At 64.8% G+C, this 19,278-nt stretch carries 20 protein-coding genes; 11 read left to right on the top strand and 9 right to left on the bottom strand.

All coding sequences use genetic code 11. The annotated features are described in order from the left end of the window. Positions 1-28: 28 nt before the first annotated feature. Positions 29-322: an HNH endonuclease gene (locus CAER_RS0114490; protein WP_027236037.1), complete on the top strand. Its 294-nt coding sequence runs from the start codon at positions 29-31 to the stop codon at positions 320-322. Here CAER_RS0114490 and CAER_RS0114485 read toward each other — a convergent pair. Genes CAER_RS0114485 through CAER_RS0114475 form a run of 3 tightly spaced genes read right to left on the bottom strand, consistent with a single transcriptional unit; the run spans position 319 to position 2,359 of the window. Beyond that, entirely contained in the window at positions 319-1,005 is a 687-nt protein-coding gene (locus CAER_RS0114485; RefSeq protein WP_245597368.1) for a VOC family protein, read from the bottom strand. The two genes, CAER_RS0114490 and CAER_RS0114485, sit on opposite strands and share 4 nt — an antisense overlap. Continuing rightward, complete coding sequence (locus tag CAER_RS0114480; RefSeq protein ID WP_027236035.1) at positions 1,002-1,613, bottom strand: enoyl-CoA hydratase/isomerase family protein; 612 nt, start codon at positions 1,611-1,613, stop codon at positions 1,002-1,004. Before CAER_RS0114480 ends, CAER_RS0114485 begins: the two co-directional genes overlap by 4 nt. Next, positions 1,610-2,359, bottom strand: a complete 750-nt coding sequence (locus CAER_RS0114475; RefSeq protein ID WP_027236034.1) for an SDR family oxidoreductase — start codon at positions 2,357-2,359, stop codon at positions 1,610-1,612. Before CAER_RS0114475 ends, CAER_RS0114480 begins: the two co-directional genes overlap by 4 nt. 135 nt (positions 2,360-2,494) lie before the next feature. Here CAER_RS0114475 and CAER_RS0114470 point away from each other — a divergent pair, with 135 nt between their 5' ends. The 5 genes from CAER_RS0114470 (at position 2,495) to lpxK (ending at position 8,561) form a co-directional block, all read left to right on the top strand. Then, entirely contained in the window at positions 2,495-4,018 is a 1,524-nt protein-coding gene (locus CAER_RS0114470; RefSeq protein ID WP_027236033.1) for a DUF2125 domain-containing protein, read from the top strand. Positions 4,019-4,141: 123 nt separating this feature from the next. After that, positions 4,142-5,488, top strand: coding sequence for a TldD/PmbA family protein (locus CAER_RS0114465; RefSeq protein WP_027236032.1), 1,347 nt, complete (start codon positions 4,142-4,144; stop codon positions 5,486-5,488). After that, positions 5,475-6,278, top strand: a complete 804-nt coding sequence (locus CAER_RS0114460) for an inositol monophosphatase family protein (protein WP_027236031.1) — start codon at positions 5,475-5,477, stop codon at positions 6,276-6,278. The genes CAER_RS0114465 and CAER_RS0114460 overlap by 14 nt, the downstream gene beginning before the upstream one ends. 101 nt (positions 6,279-6,379) lie before the next feature. Continuing rightward, on the top strand, positions 6,380-7,573 hold the full coding sequence (locus CAER_RS0114455) for a 3-deoxy-D-manno-octulosonic acid transferase (protein ID WP_027236030.1): 1,194 nt from the start codon (positions 6,380-6,382) through the stop codon (positions 7,571-7,573). Continuing rightward, a complete protein-coding gene (gene lpxK, locus CAER_RS0114450) occupies positions 7,560-8,561 on the top strand; it encodes a tetraacyldisaccharide 4'-kinase (protein WP_027236029.1) in 1,002 nt (333 codons plus the stop codon). The genes CAER_RS0114455 and lpxK overlap by 14 nt, the downstream gene beginning before the upstream one ends. A gap of 82 nt (positions 8,562-8,643) precedes the next feature. Here the strand turns inward: lpxK and CAER_RS0114445 are convergent, their stop codons facing one another. Together CAER_RS0114445 and CAER_RS0114440 are read right to left on the bottom strand one after the other, a co-directional pair. After that, positions 8,644-9,315: a DsbA family protein gene (locus tag CAER_RS0114445; RefSeq protein WP_027236028.1), complete on the bottom strand. Its 672-nt coding sequence runs from the start codon at positions 9,313-9,315 to the stop codon at positions 8,644-8,646. Beyond that, complete coding sequence (locus tag CAER_RS0114440) at positions 9,312-9,839, bottom strand: DUF721 domain-containing protein (protein ID WP_027236027.1); 528 nt, start codon at positions 9,837-9,839, stop codon at positions 9,312-9,314. The genes CAER_RS0114445 and CAER_RS0114440 overlap by 4 nt, the downstream gene beginning before the upstream one ends. An 84-nt stretch (positions 9,840-9,923) precedes the next feature. Here CAER_RS0114440 and mutY point away from each other — a divergent pair, with 84 nt between their 5' ends. After that, positions 9,924-10,988 carry an A/G-specific adenine glycosylase gene (gene mutY, locus CAER_RS0114435; protein WP_027236026.1) on the top strand — a complete coding sequence of 355 codons (1,065 nt, stop codon included), beginning with the start codon at positions 9,924-9,926 and terminating at the stop codon, positions 10,986-10,988. A gap of 84 nt (positions 10,989-11,072) precedes the next feature. Beyond that, the gene (locus CAER_RS0114430) at positions 11,073-12,206 is read left to right on the top strand and encodes an alkane 1-monooxygenase (protein ID WP_027236025.1); all 1,134 of its coding nucleotides are present in this window, start codon (positions 11,073-11,075) and stop codon (positions 12,204-12,206) included. 3 nt (positions 12,207-12,209) lie between these two features. Here the strand turns inward: CAER_RS0114430 and CAER_RS0114425 are convergent, their stop codons facing one another. From CAER_RS0114425 to CAER_RS0114410, 4 genes are all read right to left on the bottom strand, one after another. Beyond that, positions 12,210-13,601 (bottom strand): adenylate/guanylate cyclase domain-containing protein, encoded by a 1,392-nt coding sequence (locus tag CAER_RS0114425; RefSeq protein WP_027236024.1) that lies wholly within the window; start codon positions 13,599-13,601, stop codon positions 12,210-12,212. A 191-nt stretch (positions 13,602-13,792) separates the two neighbouring features. Further along, positions 13,793-14,896 (bottom strand): site-specific DNA-methyltransferase, encoded by a 1,104-nt coding sequence (locus CAER_RS0114420; protein WP_027236023.1) that lies wholly within the window; start codon positions 14,894-14,896, stop codon positions 13,793-13,795. A 107-nt stretch (positions 14,897-15,003) separates the two neighbouring features. Then, complete coding sequence (locus CAER_RS0114415; RefSeq protein WP_027236022.1) at positions 15,004-15,621, bottom strand: ribonuclease HII; 618 nt, start codon at positions 15,619-15,621, stop codon at positions 15,004-15,006. 101 nt (positions 15,622-15,722) lie between these two features. Next, positions 15,723-16,241: a hypothetical protein gene (locus CAER_RS0114410; RefSeq protein WP_027236021.1), complete on the bottom strand. Its 519-nt coding sequence runs from the start codon at positions 16,239-16,241 to the stop codon at positions 15,723-15,725. Between the two features lie 170 nt (positions 16,242-16,411). On the opposite strand from CAER_RS0114410, the gene CAER_RS0114405 reads away from it, so the two are divergent. From CAER_RS0114405 to CAER_RS0114395, 3 genes are all read left to right on the top strand, one after another. Next, the gene (locus CAER_RS0114405; protein ID WP_027236020.1) at positions 16,412-16,705 is read left to right on the top strand and encodes a hypothetical protein; all 294 of its coding nucleotides are present in this window, start codon (positions 16,412-16,414) and stop codon (positions 16,703-16,705) included. Beyond that, a complete protein-coding gene (locus tag CAER_RS0114400) occupies positions 16,677-17,378 on the top strand; it encodes a winged helix-turn-helix domain-containing protein (RefSeq protein ID WP_027236019.1) in 702 nt (233 codons plus the stop codon). Before CAER_RS0114405 ends, CAER_RS0114400 begins: the two co-directional genes overlap by 29 nt. Positions 17,379-17,505: 127 nt before the next feature. Beyond that, on the top strand, positions 17,506-19,080 hold the full coding sequence (locus CAER_RS0114395; RefSeq protein WP_027236018.1) for a DUF427 domain-containing protein: 1,575 nt from the start codon (positions 17,506-17,508) through the stop codon (positions 19,078-19,080). The last annotated feature ends 198 nt before the right edge of the window (positions 19,081-19,278 follow it).

Here is a 19,278-nt window from a genome sequence, read left to right as displayed (position 1 = left end):
ATCGCACGAAACCGCAAGAGGCCCGCACATGTCCGATCCGGTCTGCCCGCTTTGCGGCCGTCCCATCCCAGACGGTGTCCCGCAAAGCCTGCACCATCTGATCCCAAAACTGAAAGGAGGCAAGGGCGGGCCGACCGTGCTGCTGCATGATATCTGCCACCGCGAAATCCATGCGGCGCTGACCGAGGCGGAGCTGGCCCGCGAATACAGCACCCCCGAAGCGCTGAAAACACACCCGCGGCTGGCCAAGTTCATTGCCTGGGTGCAGAAACGCCCACCGGGCTTCCGCTCCCGCGTGCCTGGCAAGCGGCGTAAGCGTTAAGTGATTTCGAGCCCCAGAAAGGCAGGGCTGTCGCGCAGGTCCGCCCCGGCAATATGCTGGAATTCCAGCGTCGTATACGGCCGCTTCCACAGCCACGGCCGGTTGCCTACAGCCTGCAGATCCGGATCCGGCGGGGTTTCGTCCGTATAGGCCAGGAAGTGCAGGTCAAAGCCGAACTCAGCCACGTCCTGAACCGACAGCAGCGTCATGTCCGCGCGCATGGCCAGTTCGGCGGCAATGTCGCCGGTGCGCAGGGTGATTTGACCCAGATGCGCCCCGCCGCCCAGCGGCAGCGCCGGATCGCCTGCCCCGTCAGGCCGTTTGCCCTGGAAGTCATGCTGCAGCAGCTCGATGGCAAAGCCTTCGGGATCGTGCAGATGCGCCATATAGCCGATGTTGCGGAACTGGTGCGGGGCAGAAACTTCTATCCCCTTCTGCCGCAACTGTTCGCAGGCGGTGTCCAGATCGGGCAGGCAGATGCCGATTTTCCAGTAGCGCTCATCCCGTGAATGCTGCACCGGGCGGCCGCCCGGCTGCAGGACCAGGTCGGCGTCCGCCCCTGCATAACCTGCGCGCCAGCCGCCGTTTTCGCGGCGCGCCGTCATGCCCAGCACATCCGAATAGAACCGGGCCAGCCGTTCGGGATCCTGCACCTGCAGCTGAACGCCGGACAGCCGCTTCACCGGCACATCCTCAGGATCCCGGCGGCGGTCTCCGGCCTGGCCTCCAGCGAATGCGCCAGCAGCTCATGCGCGGTGGCCATCAGTGCCTCCGGCTCCACGATCCGGTCGACGAGACCGTAATCATAGGCCTCCTGCGCGGTGATCTTCTGTCCTGCCGCCAGGATCATTTTGGTGCGGGCAGGCCCGATCAGCGCCGCCATCCGGCCCGCGTCCGAGGGCTGCGGCAGGTAGCCGAGCTTCATCACCGGATAGAAGACCTTGGCCGACGGCACGGCAATGCGGATATCACAGGCCAGCACCATGCCGTTGGCGCCGCCTGCCAGGGTTCCGTTCAGGGCGGCCACCTTCAGGCAGGGCACAGCGGCCATCGCATTCGACAGCCGCTCCCACACCGGAGAGGTCGCCAGACCGGCCCGCGCCTCGTCCAGATCTGCACCGGCGCTGAAGACCTTGCCGGTGCCGGTCAGGATCAGCCCGCGCGCTTCCTGCGCGCGTTTAGCAATCTCTGCCAGCTCTGTCAGCATCGCTTCCGTCAGCGAATTGGCCTTGTCAGGGCGGTTGATTGTGATGGTCCACAGGCCGCTGTCCGCTATGTCCAGACCGATCATACCAAACCGGCCCTCTGGCGGATGCTGTCCTCGCGCAGGGAGACTTCCTCGCCGACATAATCGTCCGCGTCGGCTGTGCACATCCACATCAGCGTCCGGGCGGGCCATTCGGCGGGAATGTGGTCCTCCCACTCCAGCTCGCTCACCGGGTTGATGCCGCTGGCCTTGATCTCGCGCTGCATCTGGGTGGCCACCGTGCCCGGTGACAGGCCTATGGCGCGGATGCCGTTGCCGCGCTCCTCCAGATCCAGCGCGCTGGTCAGCATCGCCGCCCCCGCCTTGGAGGTGCAATAGGCGCTCCAGCCTTCCAGCGGCCGGTGCGCCGCGCCGGAGCTGACGGTTATGATGGTGCCGCCGCCTGCGGGCTTCATCAGCGGCAGCGCTGCCCGCATCCCGTTGAACACGCCCTTGACGTTGATATCGATCAGCTTGCCCCAGTCTTCGGGCTGCGCCGCCTCCAGCCTGGCAATCGGCTCAATCACCCCGGCATTGTTGATCAGGACATCGAGGCTGCCGAATTTCCGGTGCGCCTCAGCCAGCGCCGCCTCCACCGCGGCATAGTCAGCCACATCGCAGGCGAAGGTCAGCACATTCCCGCCGATCTCCGCCGCCAGGTCCTGCAGCGCCCCGCCGCTTCTTGCCAGCAGGACCAGATTGGCCCCGGCAGCGGCAAAGACCCGGGCTGCATCCGCGCCGATGCCGCGGCTGGCCCCGGTAATTGCAACTGTTTTTCCATTGAAATCCATCCGCTGTCCCTCCAAGTGGCTGCTGACCCAAGTGGTAAAGCGGTTACGGGGAACGGTCCAGCCCATGGCCCCCTTGACGGCACTGCCCGCCGGGCCGACGATGATTTCAATTATCTCACAGAGGAAGGTTCTCTAATGTCCCGAATTTTTGCGCGCGGCGGTGCCGCAGCGGCAATTTTGGTTGTTTCAGCGCAGGGCGCCCTGGCCGATCTGAGCGCTCAGGATGTCTGGGCCGAATGGAAAGCCTATCTGACCAGCACCGGCTATACCGTGTCCGGCACCGAATCCGTTTCCGGCAGCACCCTGACCGTCTCCGATGTGTCGATGGTCATGCCGATCCCCGAAGAGGACGGGTCCGGCACCGTCAGCCTCCCGGAAATTCAGTTCGTGGAAAACGGCGACGGCACCGTGAACCTGCTGCTGCCTGCGGAATTCCCGGTAGGGTTCGAGTTCTCAGGCGACGGCGAAACATTCTCGGGCAAGCTGATCTATACCCACGACGGCGCGCCGATGACGGTGGCCGGCGACACCGAAAACATGAGCTATGATTACCGCTCCTCCAAGGTCACCATGACGCTGGCTGAGCTGGCCGCCGATGGCGAGGCCGTGCCGGACGGCGTGGCGAATGTCCTGGTCACCCTGAACGATGTGACCACCACGACCGACATGACGATCGCGGATGTGCGCACCTACAAACAGTCGCTGTCCGCCTCCAGCCTCAGCTACGACATGGGTTTCAACGACCCGGAAAGCAACGGCAACGGGTCTTTCAAGGGCGCGCTGGAGGGGCTCAGCTTCAAGGGCACCAGCACCGTTCCGGCCGGTCTCGACGCCCCCGACATGGCGGCGCTGCTGGAGGCCGGTTTTGCCTTTGACGGCACCTTCACCTTTACCGGCGGCAACGGCTCGATTTCCGGCCAGGACGGCAGCGAAACCTTTGCCATGGAAAGCAGCTCCGAGGGCGGCTCGGTCGCGGTTGCGATGGACAACCAGCACCTGACCTATGACCTGTCGCAAAGCGGCACCAATGTGAACATCACCGGTTCAGAGATCCCTTTCCCGCTGGCGCTCAGCATGGCGGAAGCCGGGTTCAAGCTGATGATGCCGCTTGCCCAATCCGAGGAAGAGCAGGATTTCGCCCTGGGCGTCACCCTGCGCGACTTTGCGGTTCCGGAGATGCTGTGGGGCATGGTCGATCCGACCGGCCAGCTGCCGCATGACCCGGCCACCGTCGTTCTGGACCTGGCCGGCAAGGGCAAGGTGCTGTTTGACATGTTTGACCCGGAAGCGATGGAATCTGTCGAAGCAGGCGAGGCACAGCCCGGCGAACTGAACGCGCTGACCGTCAAGCAGCTGCAGGTCTCTGCCGCAGGCGCTGAGCTGACCGGCACCGGCGACTTCACCTTCGACAACGAGGACCTGACCAGCTTTGACGGCATGCCCGCCCCCTCGGGCGAGGCCAACCTCAAGCTGACCGGTGCCAATACCCTGATCGACAAGCTGATCCAGATGGGCCTGATGACCGAGGGCGATGCCATGGGTGCACGGATGATGATGGGTATGCTGGCAGTGCCGGGCGAGGGTGAGGACACGCTGACCTCGAAGATCGAAATCTCCGAAGACGGCCAGATTCACGCCAACGGCCAGCGCATTAAATAACCGTCAAATACCTGACGGGATCTGCAAGGGGGCTGCCATGCGCAGCCCCCTTTTTTACAGCCCGCACTTGCGGCAGGCCGCCTCACTGGATAGCTCTTTTACAGAGCAGAACAGAAGGTGCCCATGACCCAGTCCCCCGAAGCGCTTTGCCACGCCCTGATTGACGCCGCCCGCAAGGCCGGCGCGGATGCCGCTGATGCCATGGCTGCCGAGGGCAGCTCTCTCAGCATCGAAGTGCGCGAGGGCAAGCTGGAGCATGCGGAGCGCTCTGAGGGCACCGACCTGGGCCTGCGGGTGTTTGTGGGCAAGCGGCAAGCGCTGGTATCGTCGTCGGATATGCGACCGGAAACCATCGCTGCCATGGCCGAACGGGCCGTGGCGATGGCCAGGGAAGCACCGGAAGACCCCTATGCCGGCCTCGCCGACCCGTCGCAGCTGGCGCAGGACTGGGACCTGGGCGCGCTGGAGCTTGAAGACCCCAGCGGCGAGCCGGAACCCGCCGCCCTGCAGGCAGATGCCCTGGCCGCAGAGGCTGCCTGCCATGACATTGACGGCATCACCCAAGTGCAATCCGCCGCGGCGGGCTATGGCCGCCATGCGGTGCATCTGGCGGCCACCAACGGATTCTCCGGCGGCTACCAGCGCACTGGCCGGTCGCTGTCCTGCACCGGGATTGCGGGCACCGGCACTGGCATGGAGCGCGACCACGATGGCGACTCGCGCACCTTCCAGGCGGATCTGCGCAGCGCTCAGGACATTGGCAAAACCGCCGGCGAACGGGCCGTTGCCCGGCTCGGCGCGCGCAAGCCCAAGACCGGCAGCTTTCCGGTTCTGTTTGACGAACGCATCTCCTCCTCCCTGATCGGGCATCTGATGTCGGCCGCAAACGGCGCGGCCGTTGCCCGCGGCTCCTCCTGGCTCAAGGATTCGCTGGGCCAGCAGGTGCTGCCCGAAACGCTTTCGGTCATCGAGGACCCGCACCGCCCGCGCATTTCCGGTTCCCGCCCGTTTGACGGCGAGGGGCTGCCGACCCGCCGCCGCACCGTGGTGGACAACGGCGTGCTGACCGGCTGGACGCTGGACCTTGCCTCCGCCCGCAAGCTGGGGCTGGAAAGCACCGGCAACGCCGCCCGCGGCATCGGCGGGGTGCCCTCGCCCTCGACCTGGAACATCGCGCTGACCCAGGGCGGGGCCAGCCGCGAGGATCTGATCGCACAGATGGGCACCGGCCTGCTGGTCACCTCGTTGATCGGATCCACCATCAACCCCAACACTGGCGACTATTCCCGCGGCGCCTCAGGCTACTGGGTGGAAAACGGCGAGATCGCTTATCCGGTGAACGAATGCACCATCGCGGGCAACTTGCACGACATGCTGCGCCGGATTGTTCCGGCCAATGACGCGCGCAAATACCTGTCCACCGTGGTGCCGTCGCTGCTGGTCGAGGGGATGACACTTGCCGGCAACTGACCTTCCCCTGCTTGTAAAAGCGGCGGAACTGGCCGGAGACATCGCATGCCGCTTCACAGGTCCCGAGGCCAGAAGCTGGGACAAGCCCGGCGGCGCAGGCCCGGTGACCGAAGCAGACCTGGCCGTGAACGCCATGCTGGAAGACATGCTGCAAAACGCGCGCCCCGGTTACGGCTGGCTGTCGGAGGAGACAGAGGACACCGCCGCGCGGCTGACACGGGACCGGGTGTTCATCATCGACCCGATCGACGGCACCCGCAGCTTTGCCCAAGGCTCCCGCACCTGGGCGCATTCGATTGCGGTTGCGGAAAAAGGCGTTGTGACCGCGGCGGTGATCTACCTGCCGCAGCGGGAGCTGATGTACACCGCAGCCGAGGGCCAGGGCGCCGCCTGCAACGGCGCCCCGATCCAGGTGTCCGCCGCCGTTGATCTGGCCGCAACGGAAGTGCTGGCCGCCAAGCCCAATCTGCAAGCGCACCACTGGCTGGGCGGCACCGCGCCCGCGTTCATCCGCAGCTACCGCCCCTCGCTGGCCTACCGGCTGGCCAAGGTGGCGGACGGCCGGTTCGGCGCGATGCTGACGCTGCGGCCCAGCTGGGAATGGGACATCGCCGCGGGCGACCTGCTGCTGCGCGAGGCCGGCGGCACCATCACCGACAGGACCGGCACCCCCTTGCGCTTCAACAACCCGGCCCCGCGCCTGAACGGCGTGGTGGCCGGCGGCCGCGCCTTGCACCGGACCCTGCTGAGCGCGCTGGATCCGGACAGCCCCGGCATCACTGGACATTGACAGCGCGCGGCCTTAAGCCGCGGCCGCAGCACCGACAAGTTTTTCACAGACAAACCCGCATGTTGCCGATACCTTGGGCCGGAAATTTCAGATCGAACCAGATGCAACGGCGAACCACAGCTCCCAGCCGCCAATCCGTGCTGCAGCCCCGTCCCAACGGCGAGCTGCTGTGGGTGCACGCAACCACGCCTGAGCGCTACCTGGCGCTGTGCGATATCGGCCGCCGTCTCAAGAACCTGCGCCCGGACCTGTCGGTCCTGGCAAGCTGGGAGCCGGACCTTCGGCTGACCGGCACCGTCGGCTGCGATGTTCCCGTCGGCCCGCTGGCTGAAGACACCCCGGCGGAGGCGCGGGACTTTCTGAGCCACTGGCAGCCTGACGCCTGCATCTGGACCGGCCCCCCCGCCCGCCGGGTGATGCTGCGGCAGCTGCGCGAGCAGGGCACCGGGGTTCTGCTGGCCGACCTGCTCGAGGATGAGGTTCCGAACCGGGCCAGCCGCTGGCTGCCGGACCAGCGGCGGCGGCTGCTGGAGGGCCTGTCCTGCATCCTGACCCCGTCCAAGGCGGTGCAGGCGCGGCTGGTCCGGACCGGCTTTCCGGCGGAGCGGGTAGAGCTGGCCGGCAAGCTGCGGGTTTCCGCTATTCCGCCCGGCTGCAACGATGATGAACTGGCCGCGATGCAGCAGACCCTGGGCAGCCGCCCGGTCTGGCTGGCCGCCCATGTCAAGCTGAGCGAGCTGGCCGGCATCCTGGACGCCCACCGGGGCGCCTTGCGGCTGCTGCACCGGCTGTTGCTGGTGATCGCGCTGGATGATCACGCGGACTTGGACGCCGCCCGCGGCCTGCTGCAGGACAGCGGGCTGTCCTTCGCCGACTGGGAGACCGGCGGCGAGCCGGAGGATTTCACGCAGGTGCTGCTGACCGGCGGCGAGGATCTGGGCCTCTGGTACCGGCTGTCTCCGGTTGCGCTGATCGCCAGCAGCCTGGACCCCGCGGCCCAGGGCCAGTCGCCACTGGATGCTGCTGCCTTGGGCTCGGCCCTGCTGCACGGCCCCGGCATCCACGCCCACCGCGACCTGTACGAGCGCTTGGCCAAGGCCGGCGCTGCCCGGCCTGTGCGGACGCAGGAGGAAATGACCGATGCCGTGGTCGCGATGTCGGCGCCGGACAAGGCGGCAGAGATGGCGCTGGCCGGCTGGCAAAGCGTGACCGAAAGCGCGGCCACGACCGACACACTTCTGGAAAAGGTTCAGGACCTGCTGGACCAGCGCGAGGATTCCGATGCGGGCACCTGATTTCTGGCATAAGCCGCCGGGCGAATTCGATGTGCGGGCCGCCATGCTGGCGCCGCTTGGATGGGCCTATGCGCGCGCCACCGCGTCAAGAATCGCCAAGGGCAGCCCAGCCGCACCCGGCGTGCCGGTTATCTGCGCCGGCAACTTGAACGCCGGCGGCACCGGCAAGACGCCCACGGTGATCTGGCTGCTGGAAACCCTGCGCAGCCAGGGGCATGAGCCGCATGTGGTGACCCGCGGCTACGGCGGCACGTTGGAGGGGCCGGTGCAGGTGCTTCCCGGCAAGCATGAGGCTGCGCAGACGGGCGATGAGCCGCTGCTGCTGGCCGCCTTTGGCGAAGTCTGGGTTGCCAAGGACCGCGCCGCTGGCGCCCGTGCCGCTGCCGCAGCGGGAGCGACGGTCATCATCCTGGACGACGGCTTTCAGAATCCTTCGGTGGCCAAGGATCTGTCGCTGATCATAGTGGATGCGCAGCATGGGTTCGGCAACGGCCGCTGCCTGCCGGCCGGTCCGTTGCGGGAGCCGGTGGCCGACGGGCTGAAACGCGCGGATGCTGTTCTGTCGATCGGGCCTGAGGCGGCCCAGCAGGCATTCGCCGCCGCCTGGGGCAGCCAGCTGCAGGGCCTGCCGCATTTCACCGGCGCGCTGGAGCCTCTGCAAACGGGTATGCCCTGGAACGGCACCCGCGTTCTGGCCTTTGCCGGCATCGGCCACCCGCAGAAATTCTTCGACACCCTGCGCAGCCTCGGGGCGGACATTGCCCGGGCCGAGGCGCTGGATGATCACCAGCCGCTGACCCCGGCACTGCTGAACCGGCTGGAGAATGAAGCCAAGCTGCGGAATGCTCAGCTGGTCACAACGGAAAAGGATGCCGTCCGCCTGCCCGACAGCTTCCGCCGCAAGGTGATCACCCTGCCTGTAAGGCTGCGGGTTGCCGGGGTTGACGCGCTGAAAGACCTGTTGCGGAAAGCTGCGCCCGCGCCCTGAGCCGCACCGGGATTCGCTGTGGCCGCTAAAGAAAAAAGCCCGGGCACACGGCCCGGGCTTTCCATCTTTGCAGCGGAGCGCTTTAGCTTTCCAGCTCTGCGTCCAGCAGCTTTTTGAACTCTTCATACGACTGGTTCGAGATCTTCTCGCCGTTCAGGATGAAGGACGGAGTCGACTCGATGCCGTGCTCGGTCGCGTTCTCCTGATACCAGGTCACCAGGGTCTGCGCCTTTTCGCCGTCCTGCAGGCAGGCTTCCAACTGCTCGTTCTCCAGACCCGCCAGACGGCCGATCTTGCGCAGCTCATCAACGATTTCAGAGGCACCGCCGGCGCGCGCCCACTCAGATTGGCCCTTGTAGATCAGATCGGAAATGCCAAAGAACTTCTCCGCCCCGTTGCAGCGCGCGATCATCGACGCCCACAGCCCGTAACGGTCAAAGTAGACCTCGCGGTAGACGAACTTCACCTTGCCGGTGTCGATGTAGTCTTCCTTCAGCTGCTTGAAGACCGTGTTGTGGAAATTGGCGCAGTGCGGGCAGGTGTAGGACGCGTATTCGATCAGCGTCACCGGCGCGTCCTCAGCTCCCAGGGTCATCTCGGTGATGGTCGAGGTGTCCACTTCGGCCTCTTGCGCAAAGGCAGCGCCGACCAGCGGATTTTCCGGCAGCTTGCTCTGGCCGTTGAACCCGGAAAGGGCATAACCGCCCGCAACCACCGCAACTGCGGCAAACACACCAGACATGAGACGGGTCATTTGAACCCCTTTCCTTGCGTTTTCTGTTTTGTCAGCACATTGCGCCCCAGGCGTTCCAGGGCGGCGCGCAACTCTTCGTTTTCCACCCCTTCGGCTGCCTTGCTGGCCTCCGCAGCGTCCTGCGGGTCCGGCTGCAGCGGCGCTTGCACCTTGGGGGCATATTTGAATTCCACGCGGCCGTCGGAAAATCCCGTCGGTGCCGTTTGCGTGATCCGCACTTTCGAGATGGCGTTGAAGCCGTAAACCGCATTCACCCGCTCGCGCAGGCGTTCCTTCTGCATCTCCAGCATCGGCGCGTTGGCCCCGGTCGTCAGAACCGTCAGCGTGGCGCCAAAGGAACCGCGGCCATAACCGACATTCACAGGCCGCGCCATGGCGGCAATATCCGGGCCTGCGATCTCTTCCCAATGGGTCAGCAGCCGGGACACCGCGAATCCCCGGCTTTCTCCCGCCTTGCGGATCTGCTCGTTGAGGAGCTTGGAGGTTCGTGCGAACCCGCGTGTTGTGCTGCGCCTGAATGCCATGATCTAGCTTTTGCTCGACTGCGTACCCTATTGTAAAGAGCCCGAGTACAGGTGCCAGCCTAACCGAAAGCCAGGGAATAACGAATGCGTGACTTGAACAGCAATGCCGGGGAAATGAGCGGAGAGCTGCTGGCCTGGTACGATATCCACGCGCGCGAAATGCCCTGGCGCGTCAGCCCGGCAGAGCGCGCCACCGGAATCCGTCCTGATCCTTACAAGGTCTGGCTGAGCGAGGTGATGCTGCAGCAAACCACCGTGGCCGCGGTGCGGGAGTATTTCCTGCGCTTCACCAGCCGCTGGCCGACGGTGCTGGATCTGGCCGCGGCAGAGGACGCCGACGTGATGAGCGAGTGGGCGGGCCTTGGCTATTACGCCCGCGCCCGCAACCTGCTGAAATGCGCCCGCACGGTGGCCGCTGAGCGGGAGGGGGTCTTTCCGGACAGTTATGAGGGGCTGCTCAAGCTGCCCGGTATCGGCCCCTATACCGCCGCTGCCATCGCCTCGATCGCCTTTGACCGGCCGGAAACCGTGCTGGACGGCAATGTCGAGCGGGTGATGTCCCGGCTGCATGATATTCACGAACCCCTGCCTGACGCGAAGCCCGTGCTGAAAGAGCGCGCGGCAGAGCTGACCCCGGACCAGCGGCCCGGCGACTATGCCCAGGCGGTGATGGATCTGGGGGCCACCATCTGCACCCCCCGCAACCCGGCCTGCGGCATCTGCCCCTGGCGGGACCCTTGCGCGGCGCGGGTGGCCGGCACGGCCCCTGAGTTGCCCAAGAAAACACCGAAGAAGCCGAAACCCACCCGGTACGGCATCGTCTACCTGGCCAAGACCGCGCAGGGCACCTGGCTGCTGGAACGGCGCCCGGACAAGGGGCTGCTGGGCGGCATGCTGGGCTGGCCGGGGTCGGAGTGGAATGAGGCCCCTGCCCCCAATCCCCCCTTTGCGGCGGACTGGCAGGACCTGGGCGGCGAGGTGCGCCACACCTTCACCCACTTCCACCTGATCCTGCAGGTGATGACCGCTGAACTGCCCGAAGGGTTCAACCCCGCCGCGGATCAGGAGCTGTTCCCCCGCCACGACTTCCGCCCTGCCAGCCTGCCCACGGTGATGCGCAAGGCCTTCGACCTTTACAAGGGGCGTTAGGTCAGGCTGCCCGGCTCTTGGGTTTTCAGGTCTTTGGGCCTAGGGTCGGCGCAAACGCGCGCTGACTGATTGGGAGACACCGGCATGATTGCCCCCGAAACCCTTGCCCGCTGGCAAAGCGCCCTGCCGTTCTGGATGTCCTTTCTGCTGCTGCCGCTGGTCTGGATTGCCGCGCTGCAGGGGGGCTGGGCGCTGCTGCTGCCGCCGCTGGTGACCTGGCATCTGTTTGCGGTGCTGGACGGGATGTTCGGCCTAAATCTGGAAAACGCCGATCCGCAGACGCCGGACAGCGACTTGAAATGGTACAAGGCGCTGACCGCGGCCTGGGTGCCGCTGCAATTCCTCACGCTGTTCGGCCTGATCTGGTACGTCAGCGGCGCGGATCACCTGAACGGCTTTGAGAAATTCGCCGCCTTCTTTGGTGTTGGCGTGGTGACCGGCGCCGTCGGCATCAACTACAGCCACGAGCTGATGCACCAGTCCAGCCGGGTGGAACGCTGGCTGGGGGATATCCTTCTGGCGATGGTGCTGTACTCGCATTTCCGGTCTGAGCATCTGCTGGTGCATCACCGCTATGTCGGCACCCCGCGCGATCCGGTCACCGCGCGCTACAACGAGGGTTTCCACCGCTTCTATCCACGGGTGCTGCGGCAGTGCTGGCATTCCGCCTTCCGCGCCGAGAAGGAAAAGCTGGCGAAGAAAAACCGCCCCTGGACCGACCGTTCCAACCCGTTCTTCCGCTACTGGGCGCTGCAGGCGGCCATGCTGCTTCTGGCGCTGCTGCTGGGCGGGGTAACCGGCGTGCTGTTGTTCCTGGTGCAGGCCGGCACCGCCATCTGGCAGCTGGAGGTGGTCAACTACGTCGAGCATTACGGGCTGACCCGTAAGCATCTGGGCGATGGCAAGTATGAGCCCGTCCAGCCGCGGCATTCCTGGAATGCGGCGCACAAGGCGTCGAACTGGCTGCTGATCAACCTGCAGCGCCACTCAGACCATCACTACAAGCCGAACCGGCGCTTTCCGCTGCTGCAAAATTATACCGAGGCTGACGCGCCGCAGCTGCCCTATGGCTACCCGGTGATGACCATCGCGGCGATGATTCCGCCCTTGTGGCGCCGGGTGATGAACCCCCGCGTGCGGCGCTGGCGGCAGCGGTACTATCCCGAGATCACCGACTGGCACGCCTATAACAAGGCGCAGAACCCGCTGCCGCGCTAAGGCTCAGCCCCAGGCCAGGACGGTCATCGGCTGATCCAGCCCGCGGACCTCCTGCCCGGGGTGGCGGGTGGCGCCATCCAGCAGCTCCGGCTCTGCCCGCTCCGCCTTGACCTGCTCCGCCAGCGTTTCACTGACTACGATCCTGGCTTGCAACTTGCGCGTCAGGTTCTCCAGCCGGGCGGCAACATTAACCGTCATGCCGATCACTGCATATTCCAGCCGGTTGGCACCAATGTCGCCCAGCAGCGCCTCGCCATAATGGATGCCGATTCCGGCGCGGATCTCCGGCTTGCCCTGTTTCGCGCGCTCCCGGTTCCATTTCGCCAGCGAGTCCCGCATGGCATGGGCGCAGGCCAGCGCGTTGCTGGCATCCCGCACACCCGACACCGGCGTGCCGAAGGTCGCCATCAGCCCGTCACCCAGATACTTGTCCAGCGTGCCGTGATGGCGGAACACCTCGCGCTCCATGCGCCCGTGGAATTCGCGCAAAAGATCAATCACCACCCGCGGATCCATCTCCGCTGACAGCCGGGTAAAGCCGACGATGTCGATGAACAGCACCGCGACATTTTCGCTGCGCACCTGTTTCAGCGGCTCGTCGTTCTGCGACAGCTGCTCGACCACATTTGGCGAAAAGTAGCGCGACAGGTTCGCCCGCTCCCGCGTCAGGCTGGCATTGCGCCGCAGCAGCCCGTTGAACCGGCGCACCGAGAAACCCAGCGTCACCGCCACCAGCACAAAGACCACGGCCTCCTGCACCCGCAGCCGCACGACAAAATCATTGGGGTCGAAAAACGCCAGCAGATGCGGATCCCAGGGGAAAGCTGCGCGGGCAGCTTCGCTCAGACCGGGAAGCGGGCTGGAAAACCACCACGCCAGCGCCAGCGCGCCCAGCCACATCGCTGCTGTCCAGACGCCCATCGCAATCACCGTGCGCCAGGAATAGGCCATCGTGCCGGCCGCCAGAATAACAAAGAAATACTGAAAGTTGTCGAACCGGTACTGCATGGCCACGGGAAATTCCTGGCTGGCAAACGGGTTCGGCACCACCATGCCGACGGTCATAATCAGCAGATCGGCAAAGATCAGGGCCAGCTCCACCCGTGACCTCCCGACCCGTCCGGCGCGGCTGATGAACCAGCCGTTCAGGCACAACAGCAGCAAAATCCCCTGATAGTACAGCATCTCCCAAGCCGGATTGATGAAAATCAGGAACACGCCGATAACCGGCATCGCGATCCAGCGGGCCCGCACCGCCAGCTGCAGGCCGCGCCGCTTGTGCGCATCCAGTGCCGCCTCTGCGAACTTGCTTTCGGCGGATGCGGCCTGCTGCAAGCTGCCGCGCTCCGCCGCCTGAACTGCGCTGGATCCGGACGCAAAGGCGGTATCGGTCATTGGCTTTCCCTCCTGCGCGCTGGCTGCTGCAGCGCCGGCACTTCAGATAAATGCCCTGCGATGCACAGGGAATAGCGCATCGGGCCGCACAGGCGCAAAAAACCCCGCCTTGGGCAGGCGGGGCAAGGTGTGCGGCTGCGCATTCAGCACAGGCGCCTGCAATAGACTGTTGTGTTCTGAAACCGTGGCCGTCAGTTCTGCATCTCGGCCCGGATCTGCTGGCGCAGCACGTCGATCGGCACTGTTTTGCCATCGCGCTTGAAGCACCAGTAGGTCCAGCCGTTGCACGAGGGCGCGTTTTCCAGATGCGCGCCCACCTGATGGATCGAGCCCTTGATGTTGTCGCCGATCAGCGTGCCGTCTGCGCGCACCTTGGCCTTGTGGCGGCGGTTCATCGAGTACAGCTCCTCGCCCGGGCGCAGCATACCGCGCTCAACCAGCTGGCCGAACGGCACCCGCGGCGCCGCGCGCTTGCTGGCGGAAACCTCCAGCGCCTCGCGGTCGAATTTGCGCACTGCCTTGATGCGTTTCTCCGCCACCTTGCGGTAGGCTTCCTCGCGCTCGATGCCGATGAACTCGCGGCCCAGCATCTTGGCCACCGCGCCGGTGGTGCCGGTGCCAAAGAACGGGTCCAGCACAACGTCGCCCGGGTTGGTCGCGCCCACCAGAATCCGGTGCAGCAGCGATTCCGGTTTCTGCGTCGGGTGCGCCTTGTCGCCGTTTTCGTCCTTGATCCGCTCATGGCCGGTGCAGATCGGCAGCACCCAGTCGCTGCGCATCTGGATGCCTTCGTTCAGCGCCTTCAGCGCCTCGTAGTTGAAGGTGTATTTCGCGCCCTCGGACTTCGATGCCCAGATCATCGTTTCATGCGCGTTGGTGAACCGCTTGCCGCGGAAGTTCGGCATCGGGTTCGACTTGCGCCAGATGACGTCATTCAGCACCCAATAGCCTTCGTCCTGCAGCACCGCGCCGACCCGGAAGATGTTGTGGTAGGAGCCGATTACCCAGATCGAGCCGTTCGGCTTCAGCACCCGGCGTGCCGCCTTCAGCCACTCGCGGGTGAACTGGTCATATGCTTGAAAACTGGAAAACTGGTCCCAGTGATCGTCCACGGCATCAACTTTGGAGTTGTCGGGACGGTGCAGCTGGCCTTTCAGCTGCAGGTTATACGGCGGATCCGCGAAGATCAGATCGACCGAATTGGCCGGCAGACTGTTCATCGCCTCGACGCAGTCCCCGCCAATAATCGTGTTTAAAGGGAGCGCTGCCGCGCCCTTTGTCATGGTTTTATTCATTGCTCTGCCTCATAACCGCGGCGCATTTTTGCGCTCATTTGGTTGTCCACAGGATGAGTCATCGCGGATTCGAGGTCAATTTGTTTATTATAACAACGCCCTACGGTTCACTCTTGATACAAGATATTGTGTACCGGCTTAAAGGAGCGCCTATGATGTGGGGTCACTCCCAACTGAACTAGCGCGTCCCGGTGCTGTTTCGAGGGATAGCCTGCGTTTTTCTCCCAGCCGTAACCGGGGAACTGTTGCGCCAAATCCACCATGATCCGGTCGCGTGCCAGTTTGGCGATGATCGACGCAGCCGCAATCGACAGCGATTTGGCGTCGCCTTTGACGACCGCCTCGCAGGGCAGGACCAGCCCCTTGGGGATCAGGTTGCCGTCGATCAGCAGGTAATCCGGCGCCGGATCCAGCGCCGCCACCGCCCGCTCCATCGCCAGGTGGGAGGCGCGCAAAATGTTCAGGGAATCAATCTCTTCGACCGTCGCATGGGCAATGGCCGTCTGCGCGGAGGACAGGATTTTGCCTTCCAGCGCCTCGCGCTTCTTAAGGCTCAGTTTCTTGGAGTCGTTCAGACCTTCCGGGATCGCAGCGGCATCCAGAACCACAGCCGCAGCCGTCACCGGCCCGGCCAGCGGCCCGCGGCCAACCTCATCCACTCCGGCAATTCTCAGGTGCCCTTGGGCAAGGGCGGCGGCTTCCAGGCTGTAGTCGGGCTGTGTCATCCTTCCGTCAAAGCCAATGCCTGCCGGTTATGCAAGGGCGGCGGCAAAAAAAGGGGGGCCGAAGCCCCCCAGTTTGCTGCTGCTCGAATCTGCAATCAGTGTCAGCGCCGCACCAGCCGGTAACCGTGGCTGTTCAGGCAGCCGGGCTTGTACCCGGTGCGATGGCGCTTGCCGTTCCAGAACGTCACCCGGCAGGACTGCGGCAGCGCCTTGGTGTGGCCGTAACTGCGCTCGAGGCAGCCTTGGCCGACCAGCGGATGATTGGCGCTGTAGCGCGGGAAATACTTCAGGCACTGGGACGGCAGGTCATAGCGGCGCACCCGGGGCGGCAGCGGTTTCACATAGCCGTCATGGCGGCTGTAGCCCCGGTAATTGCGGCCGCCGTGCGAATGGTTGTGGTGCGGCTGCGTGTAGTTATGCGTCACCGCATTGTCATCCTTGTCCCGCGAATGCTTGATCGCAGCACCAAGGATCCCCAGCAGCGCCAGGCCGCCAAGAATCTTCGCGACGTCTTCATCGGCGCGGGCGGGGGCTGCTGAGAAACCCGTGATGGCGATGGATGCAGCTACGATCAAAGCAATGAATTTGCGGTGCGGTTGCGGGCGGTGTGTCCGGGTCATAGCAGGACCTTTCTCAAAATCAGATTGTCGCGCAGCCAATGCGCCTTGATGACCCCAGCCTGCTCCTGCCCGCTCCGGACAGGCAATATCGGCCTGTTGTTATCAGATATCAGCCTGACCAACCCCCTGCGGTTATTGAATTTCACACCGCAGAACCGCAGGATGCCGTTATGAAACAGCACCTCCTGACCGCCGCGCTTGCGGCCGCCCTCCTGACGCTTTCCACTCCGGCCGAGGCCGCCGAGTGCTACGCCGATTACAAGGCCAAGCAAGACAACCCGTTGCGTCTGCACTACGGCGTGATCCAGCTTTCGGGCGCCTGCCAGAAAGAGGCCGCCAGAAGCGAAATCCAGGCACGCATCGCGTCCGGCGGATGGCAGCTCTTGAATGTCCTGTCCGTGTTCGGCCCCGAAGGCCTGCAGCAAAGGAGGGCCAATGCCGGATCCTACTATCTCCGTTTCTGAGGCCCGCGCCGCCGGCAGCAGGGTGATCGCATTCGGCATCGCCGCCATTGTGGCGCTGCTGGTGATCGCCGGCACAGTGCTGCTGCTGACCCTGCCCGATGCCAATGCCTTCAACCAACGGGTGGAGCGGCTGTTTGTCGAAAACGACCTGACCGCCCAGGCCGAGATCAAGCTGCTGGAAATCCTGGCCCAGTCCGGCACTGCCTTTGCCGACACGCTGACCAGCTACCGGATGGTGATCTTTGTGCTGCTGGTATTCGCCACCGCGATGATGGTGGCGGCGCTGGCCGTGCTGGGCATGCTGGTGATGCTGAACCGCCGCATGGCGCAGATCGAACGGGCGGGTATCCAGGTGAATGAGCTGCTGATCAGCCGCGATGAAAACACCGTCTACCTCAACAACATGGGATTCAAGCTGACGCCCGCCGCAATGGAAACCCTGTCGGTTCTGGCCGAGGCCCGGCTGGACGACGATGTGCTGTCAGGCGCCGAGATCGAGGCGGTCATTTCAGGCCGCACGTCGGCAGATTGCGAGGAGGCCGCCGGCGCCACCCGGATCAAGCGGCTGCGGGACACGCTGGGCAATCAGATGGTCAGTGAACTGCTGGTCAAAAACATCGCCAAGCGCGGCTACGTGCTGGCCATCAGCAAGGAAGTGATCCGCATGGTCTGAGCGCTTGCTCCGGTTCGCTCAACATCATGTGTTCCGCTCTGGAATTCCTGCCCGCAGACCCCAGATAGATCAGAACCGGCCCATGCCGGCCGGTCCCGGACGCCATACAAGAACGAGGACCTTAGGGATGGATGCACAGGTGCAGATCCGCAACCGGGGCTACGGCATTGTTGTCGAGCCGCTGCACGGACTGGTCACTGCCCGGCGCAATGGCATCATCCTGGCGCAAAGCACCCGCGCCAAGGTCATGTATGAAACCCGCCTTACTCCGGCGGTCTATTTCCCGGCAGAAGACGTGACCGCCCCGCTCTCCGGCCATACCTCCTTGCAGACCTTCTGCCCGTTCAAAGGCACCGCCAGCTACCGCGACATCCTGCTGCCCGGCGACCGGGTGCAGAACGGTGTCTGGGCCTATGAGGACGCGATGCCCGAAGCCGCGGCGATTTCCGGCTATATCGGTTTCATGCCGGGTGCGGAGGCTGAATTCGACCTCGGCCGCAACAAGGTGGAAATGCCGGACTACGGCAATATCTCCGGCCCGGTGATCGACTGGCTGCTGCGCGATGCGGCATTGGTTCCGGCCCCGGAGGAGCTGACCGCCGCCTTGGCGGAAAAACTGGTGGAACAGGGCATTCACCTCTCCCGCCTCTCGGTGATGGCCTGGTCGCTGCACCCGATGATCGCAGGCAAGAACTATATCTGGCAAAGGAAGACAGGCGAGGTCACCACCTACGCGCCGTCTTACGAGATCCACGACCACCCGGCTTACCAGAACAGCCCCCTGCGGCATGTGTCCAACGGCTTGGGCGGGGTGCGGCACCGGCTCGGCAGCTGCTGCTCCGACGATGCCTTCCCGATCCTCGAAGACCTGCGCAAGGAGGGCGCCACCGATTATGTCGCCATGCCGCTGCGGTTCTCCGACGGGCGCATCAACGTGCTGACCCTGACCAGCGACCACCCCAACGGGTTTTCCACTGCCAACCTGGGGCTGATCTTTGAATGTTCCGACGTGATCGCCCGCTATTATGAGATTTTCATGCAGCGCGAAAATGCCCAGTCCCTGCTGGAAACCTATGTCGGCAGACGCACCGGCGCCCGGGTGCTGGGCGGTGAAATCCGCCGGGGCGACGGAGACGAGATCGACGCCGCCATCATGTTCTGCGACCTGCGCGGCTCCACCCGGCTGGAGGAGGAACTGGGCCGCCAGGACTATATCGCGCTGCTGAACCAGTTTTTTGAGACCGCCTCGACCATTGTGCATGACCACGGCGGCGAAGTGCTGAAATTCATCGGCGACGCTGTGCTGGCGGTGTTCCCGGCCGGCAGCGACCCGGAAAGGGCGCGCGCCCAGGCGCTGGACAGCGCCCGCGCCATCATCGCCCGGCTGGAGGAGATCGCGGGCGAAGAAGACGGCCACCGCTGCGAGGCGGCCATCGGCATCGCCTACGGGCGGGTGACCTATGGCAACGTCGGCTCGCGGGAGCGGCTGGACTTCACGGTGATCGGCCAGGCCGCCAATATCGCCGCCCGGCTGGGCGACTACGGCAAGACGGTCAATCACCCGGTCGTCGTCAGCTGCGATATCCTGAGCGACCCGTCACAGGGCATCCCGCTGGGCGCTGTCAGCCTGCACAATGTCTCCCAGCCGGTGACCTGCTATGCCCTCGCCGCCAGGACCGAACCGCAAGCCGCGGCCGAATAACCTCCCCCCTGCGTGTTCAGCCCCGGGTCAAGGGCGGCGCGGCCGCCGCGCTTTGGCGCGGTTTCCCCTTGAGGCGGGGAGAATCAACCACGCTGGAAACCGGCCTTCAGGGCAAACCTGCCCCTGAAGGCTCTCTCAGCAGAACCCCTTCCACCCTGCCCGCAGGGCAGGGCCACGCCCAAGGCTGCTTTGTCGGCA

The organism is Leisingera caerulea DSM 24564 (assembly GCF_000473325.1).
Lineage (GTDB): Bacteria > Pseudomonadota > Alphaproteobacteria > Rhodobacterales > Rhodobacteraceae > Leisingera > Leisingera caerulea.
The sequence above is the reverse complement of the archived record's forward strand: the minus strand, read 5'-3'. Positions and strand labels throughout refer to the sequence as shown.

Excerpts from the sequence above, each read along its gene's own strand:
- CAER_RS0114455 (WP_027236030.1), top strand. The coding sequence starts at position 6,380 with ATGCAACGGCGAACCACAGCTCCCAGCCGCCAATCCGTGCTGCAGCCC.
- CAER_RS0114415 (WP_027236022.1), bottom strand. The coding sequence starts at position 15,621 with ATGACACAGCCCGACTACAGCCTGGAAGCCGCCGCCCTTGCCCAAGGG.
- CAER_RS0114475 (WP_027236034.1), bottom strand. The coding sequence starts at position 2,359 with ATGGATTTCAATGGAAAAACAGTTGCAATTACCGGGGCCAGCCGCGGC.
- CAER_RS0114400 (WP_027236019.1), top strand. The coding sequence starts at position 16,677 with ATGCCGGATCCTACTATCTCCGTTTCTGAGGCCCGCGCCGCCGGCAGC.
- CAER_RS0114440 (WP_027236027.1), bottom strand. The coding sequence starts at position 9,839 with ATGGCATTCAGGCGCAGCACAACACGCGGGTTCGCACGAACCTCCAAG.
- CAER_RS0114410 (WP_027236021.1), bottom strand. The coding sequence starts at position 16,241 with ATGACCCGGACACACCGCCCGCAACCGCACCGCAAATTCATTGCTTTG.
- lpxK (WP_027236029.1), top strand. The coding sequence starts at position 7,560 with ATGCGGGCACCTGATTTCTGGCATAAGCCGCCGGGCGAATTCGATGTG.
- CAER_RS0114425 (WP_027236024.1), bottom strand. The coding sequence starts at position 13,601 with ATGACCGATACCGCCTTTGCGTCCGGATCCAGCGCAGTTCAGGCGGCG.
- CAER_RS0114445 (WP_027236028.1), bottom strand. The coding sequence starts at position 9,315 with ATGACCCGTCTCATGTCTGGTGTGTTTGCCGCAGTTGCGGTGGTTGCG.
- CAER_RS0114470 (WP_027236033.1), top strand. The coding sequence starts at position 2,495 with ATGTCCCGAATTTTTGCGCGCGGCGGTGCCGCAGCGGCAATTTTGGTT.
- mutY (WP_027236026.1), top strand. The coding sequence starts at position 9,924 with ATGCGTGACTTGAACAGCAATGCCGGGGAAATGAGCGGAGAGCTGCTG.
- CAER_RS0114405 (WP_027236020.1), top strand. The coding sequence starts at position 16,412 with ATGAAACAGCACCTCCTGACCGCCGCGCTTGCGGCCGCCCTCCTGACG.
- CAER_RS0114430 (WP_027236025.1), top strand. The coding sequence starts at position 11,073 with ATGATTGCCCCCGAAACCCTTGCCCGCTGGCAAAGCGCCCTGCCGTTC.
- CAER_RS0114395 (WP_027236018.1), top strand. The coding sequence starts at position 17,506 with ATGGATGCACAGGTGCAGATCCGCAACCGGGGCTACGGCATTGTTGTC.
- CAER_RS0114465 (WP_027236032.1), top strand. The coding sequence starts at position 4,142 with ATGACCCAGTCCCCCGAAGCGCTTTGCCACGCCCTGATTGACGCCGCC.
- CAER_RS0114480 (WP_027236035.1), bottom strand. The coding sequence starts at position 1,613 with ATGATCGGTCTGGACATAGCGGACAGCGGCCTGTGGACCATCACAATC.
- CAER_RS0114420 (WP_027236023.1), bottom strand. The coding sequence starts at position 14,896 with ATGAATAAAACCATGACAAAGGGCGCGGCAGCGCTCCCTTTAAACACG.
- CAER_RS0114490 (WP_027236037.1), top strand. The coding sequence starts at position 29 with ATGTCCGATCCGGTCTGCCCGCTTTGCGGCCGTCCCATCCCAGACGGT.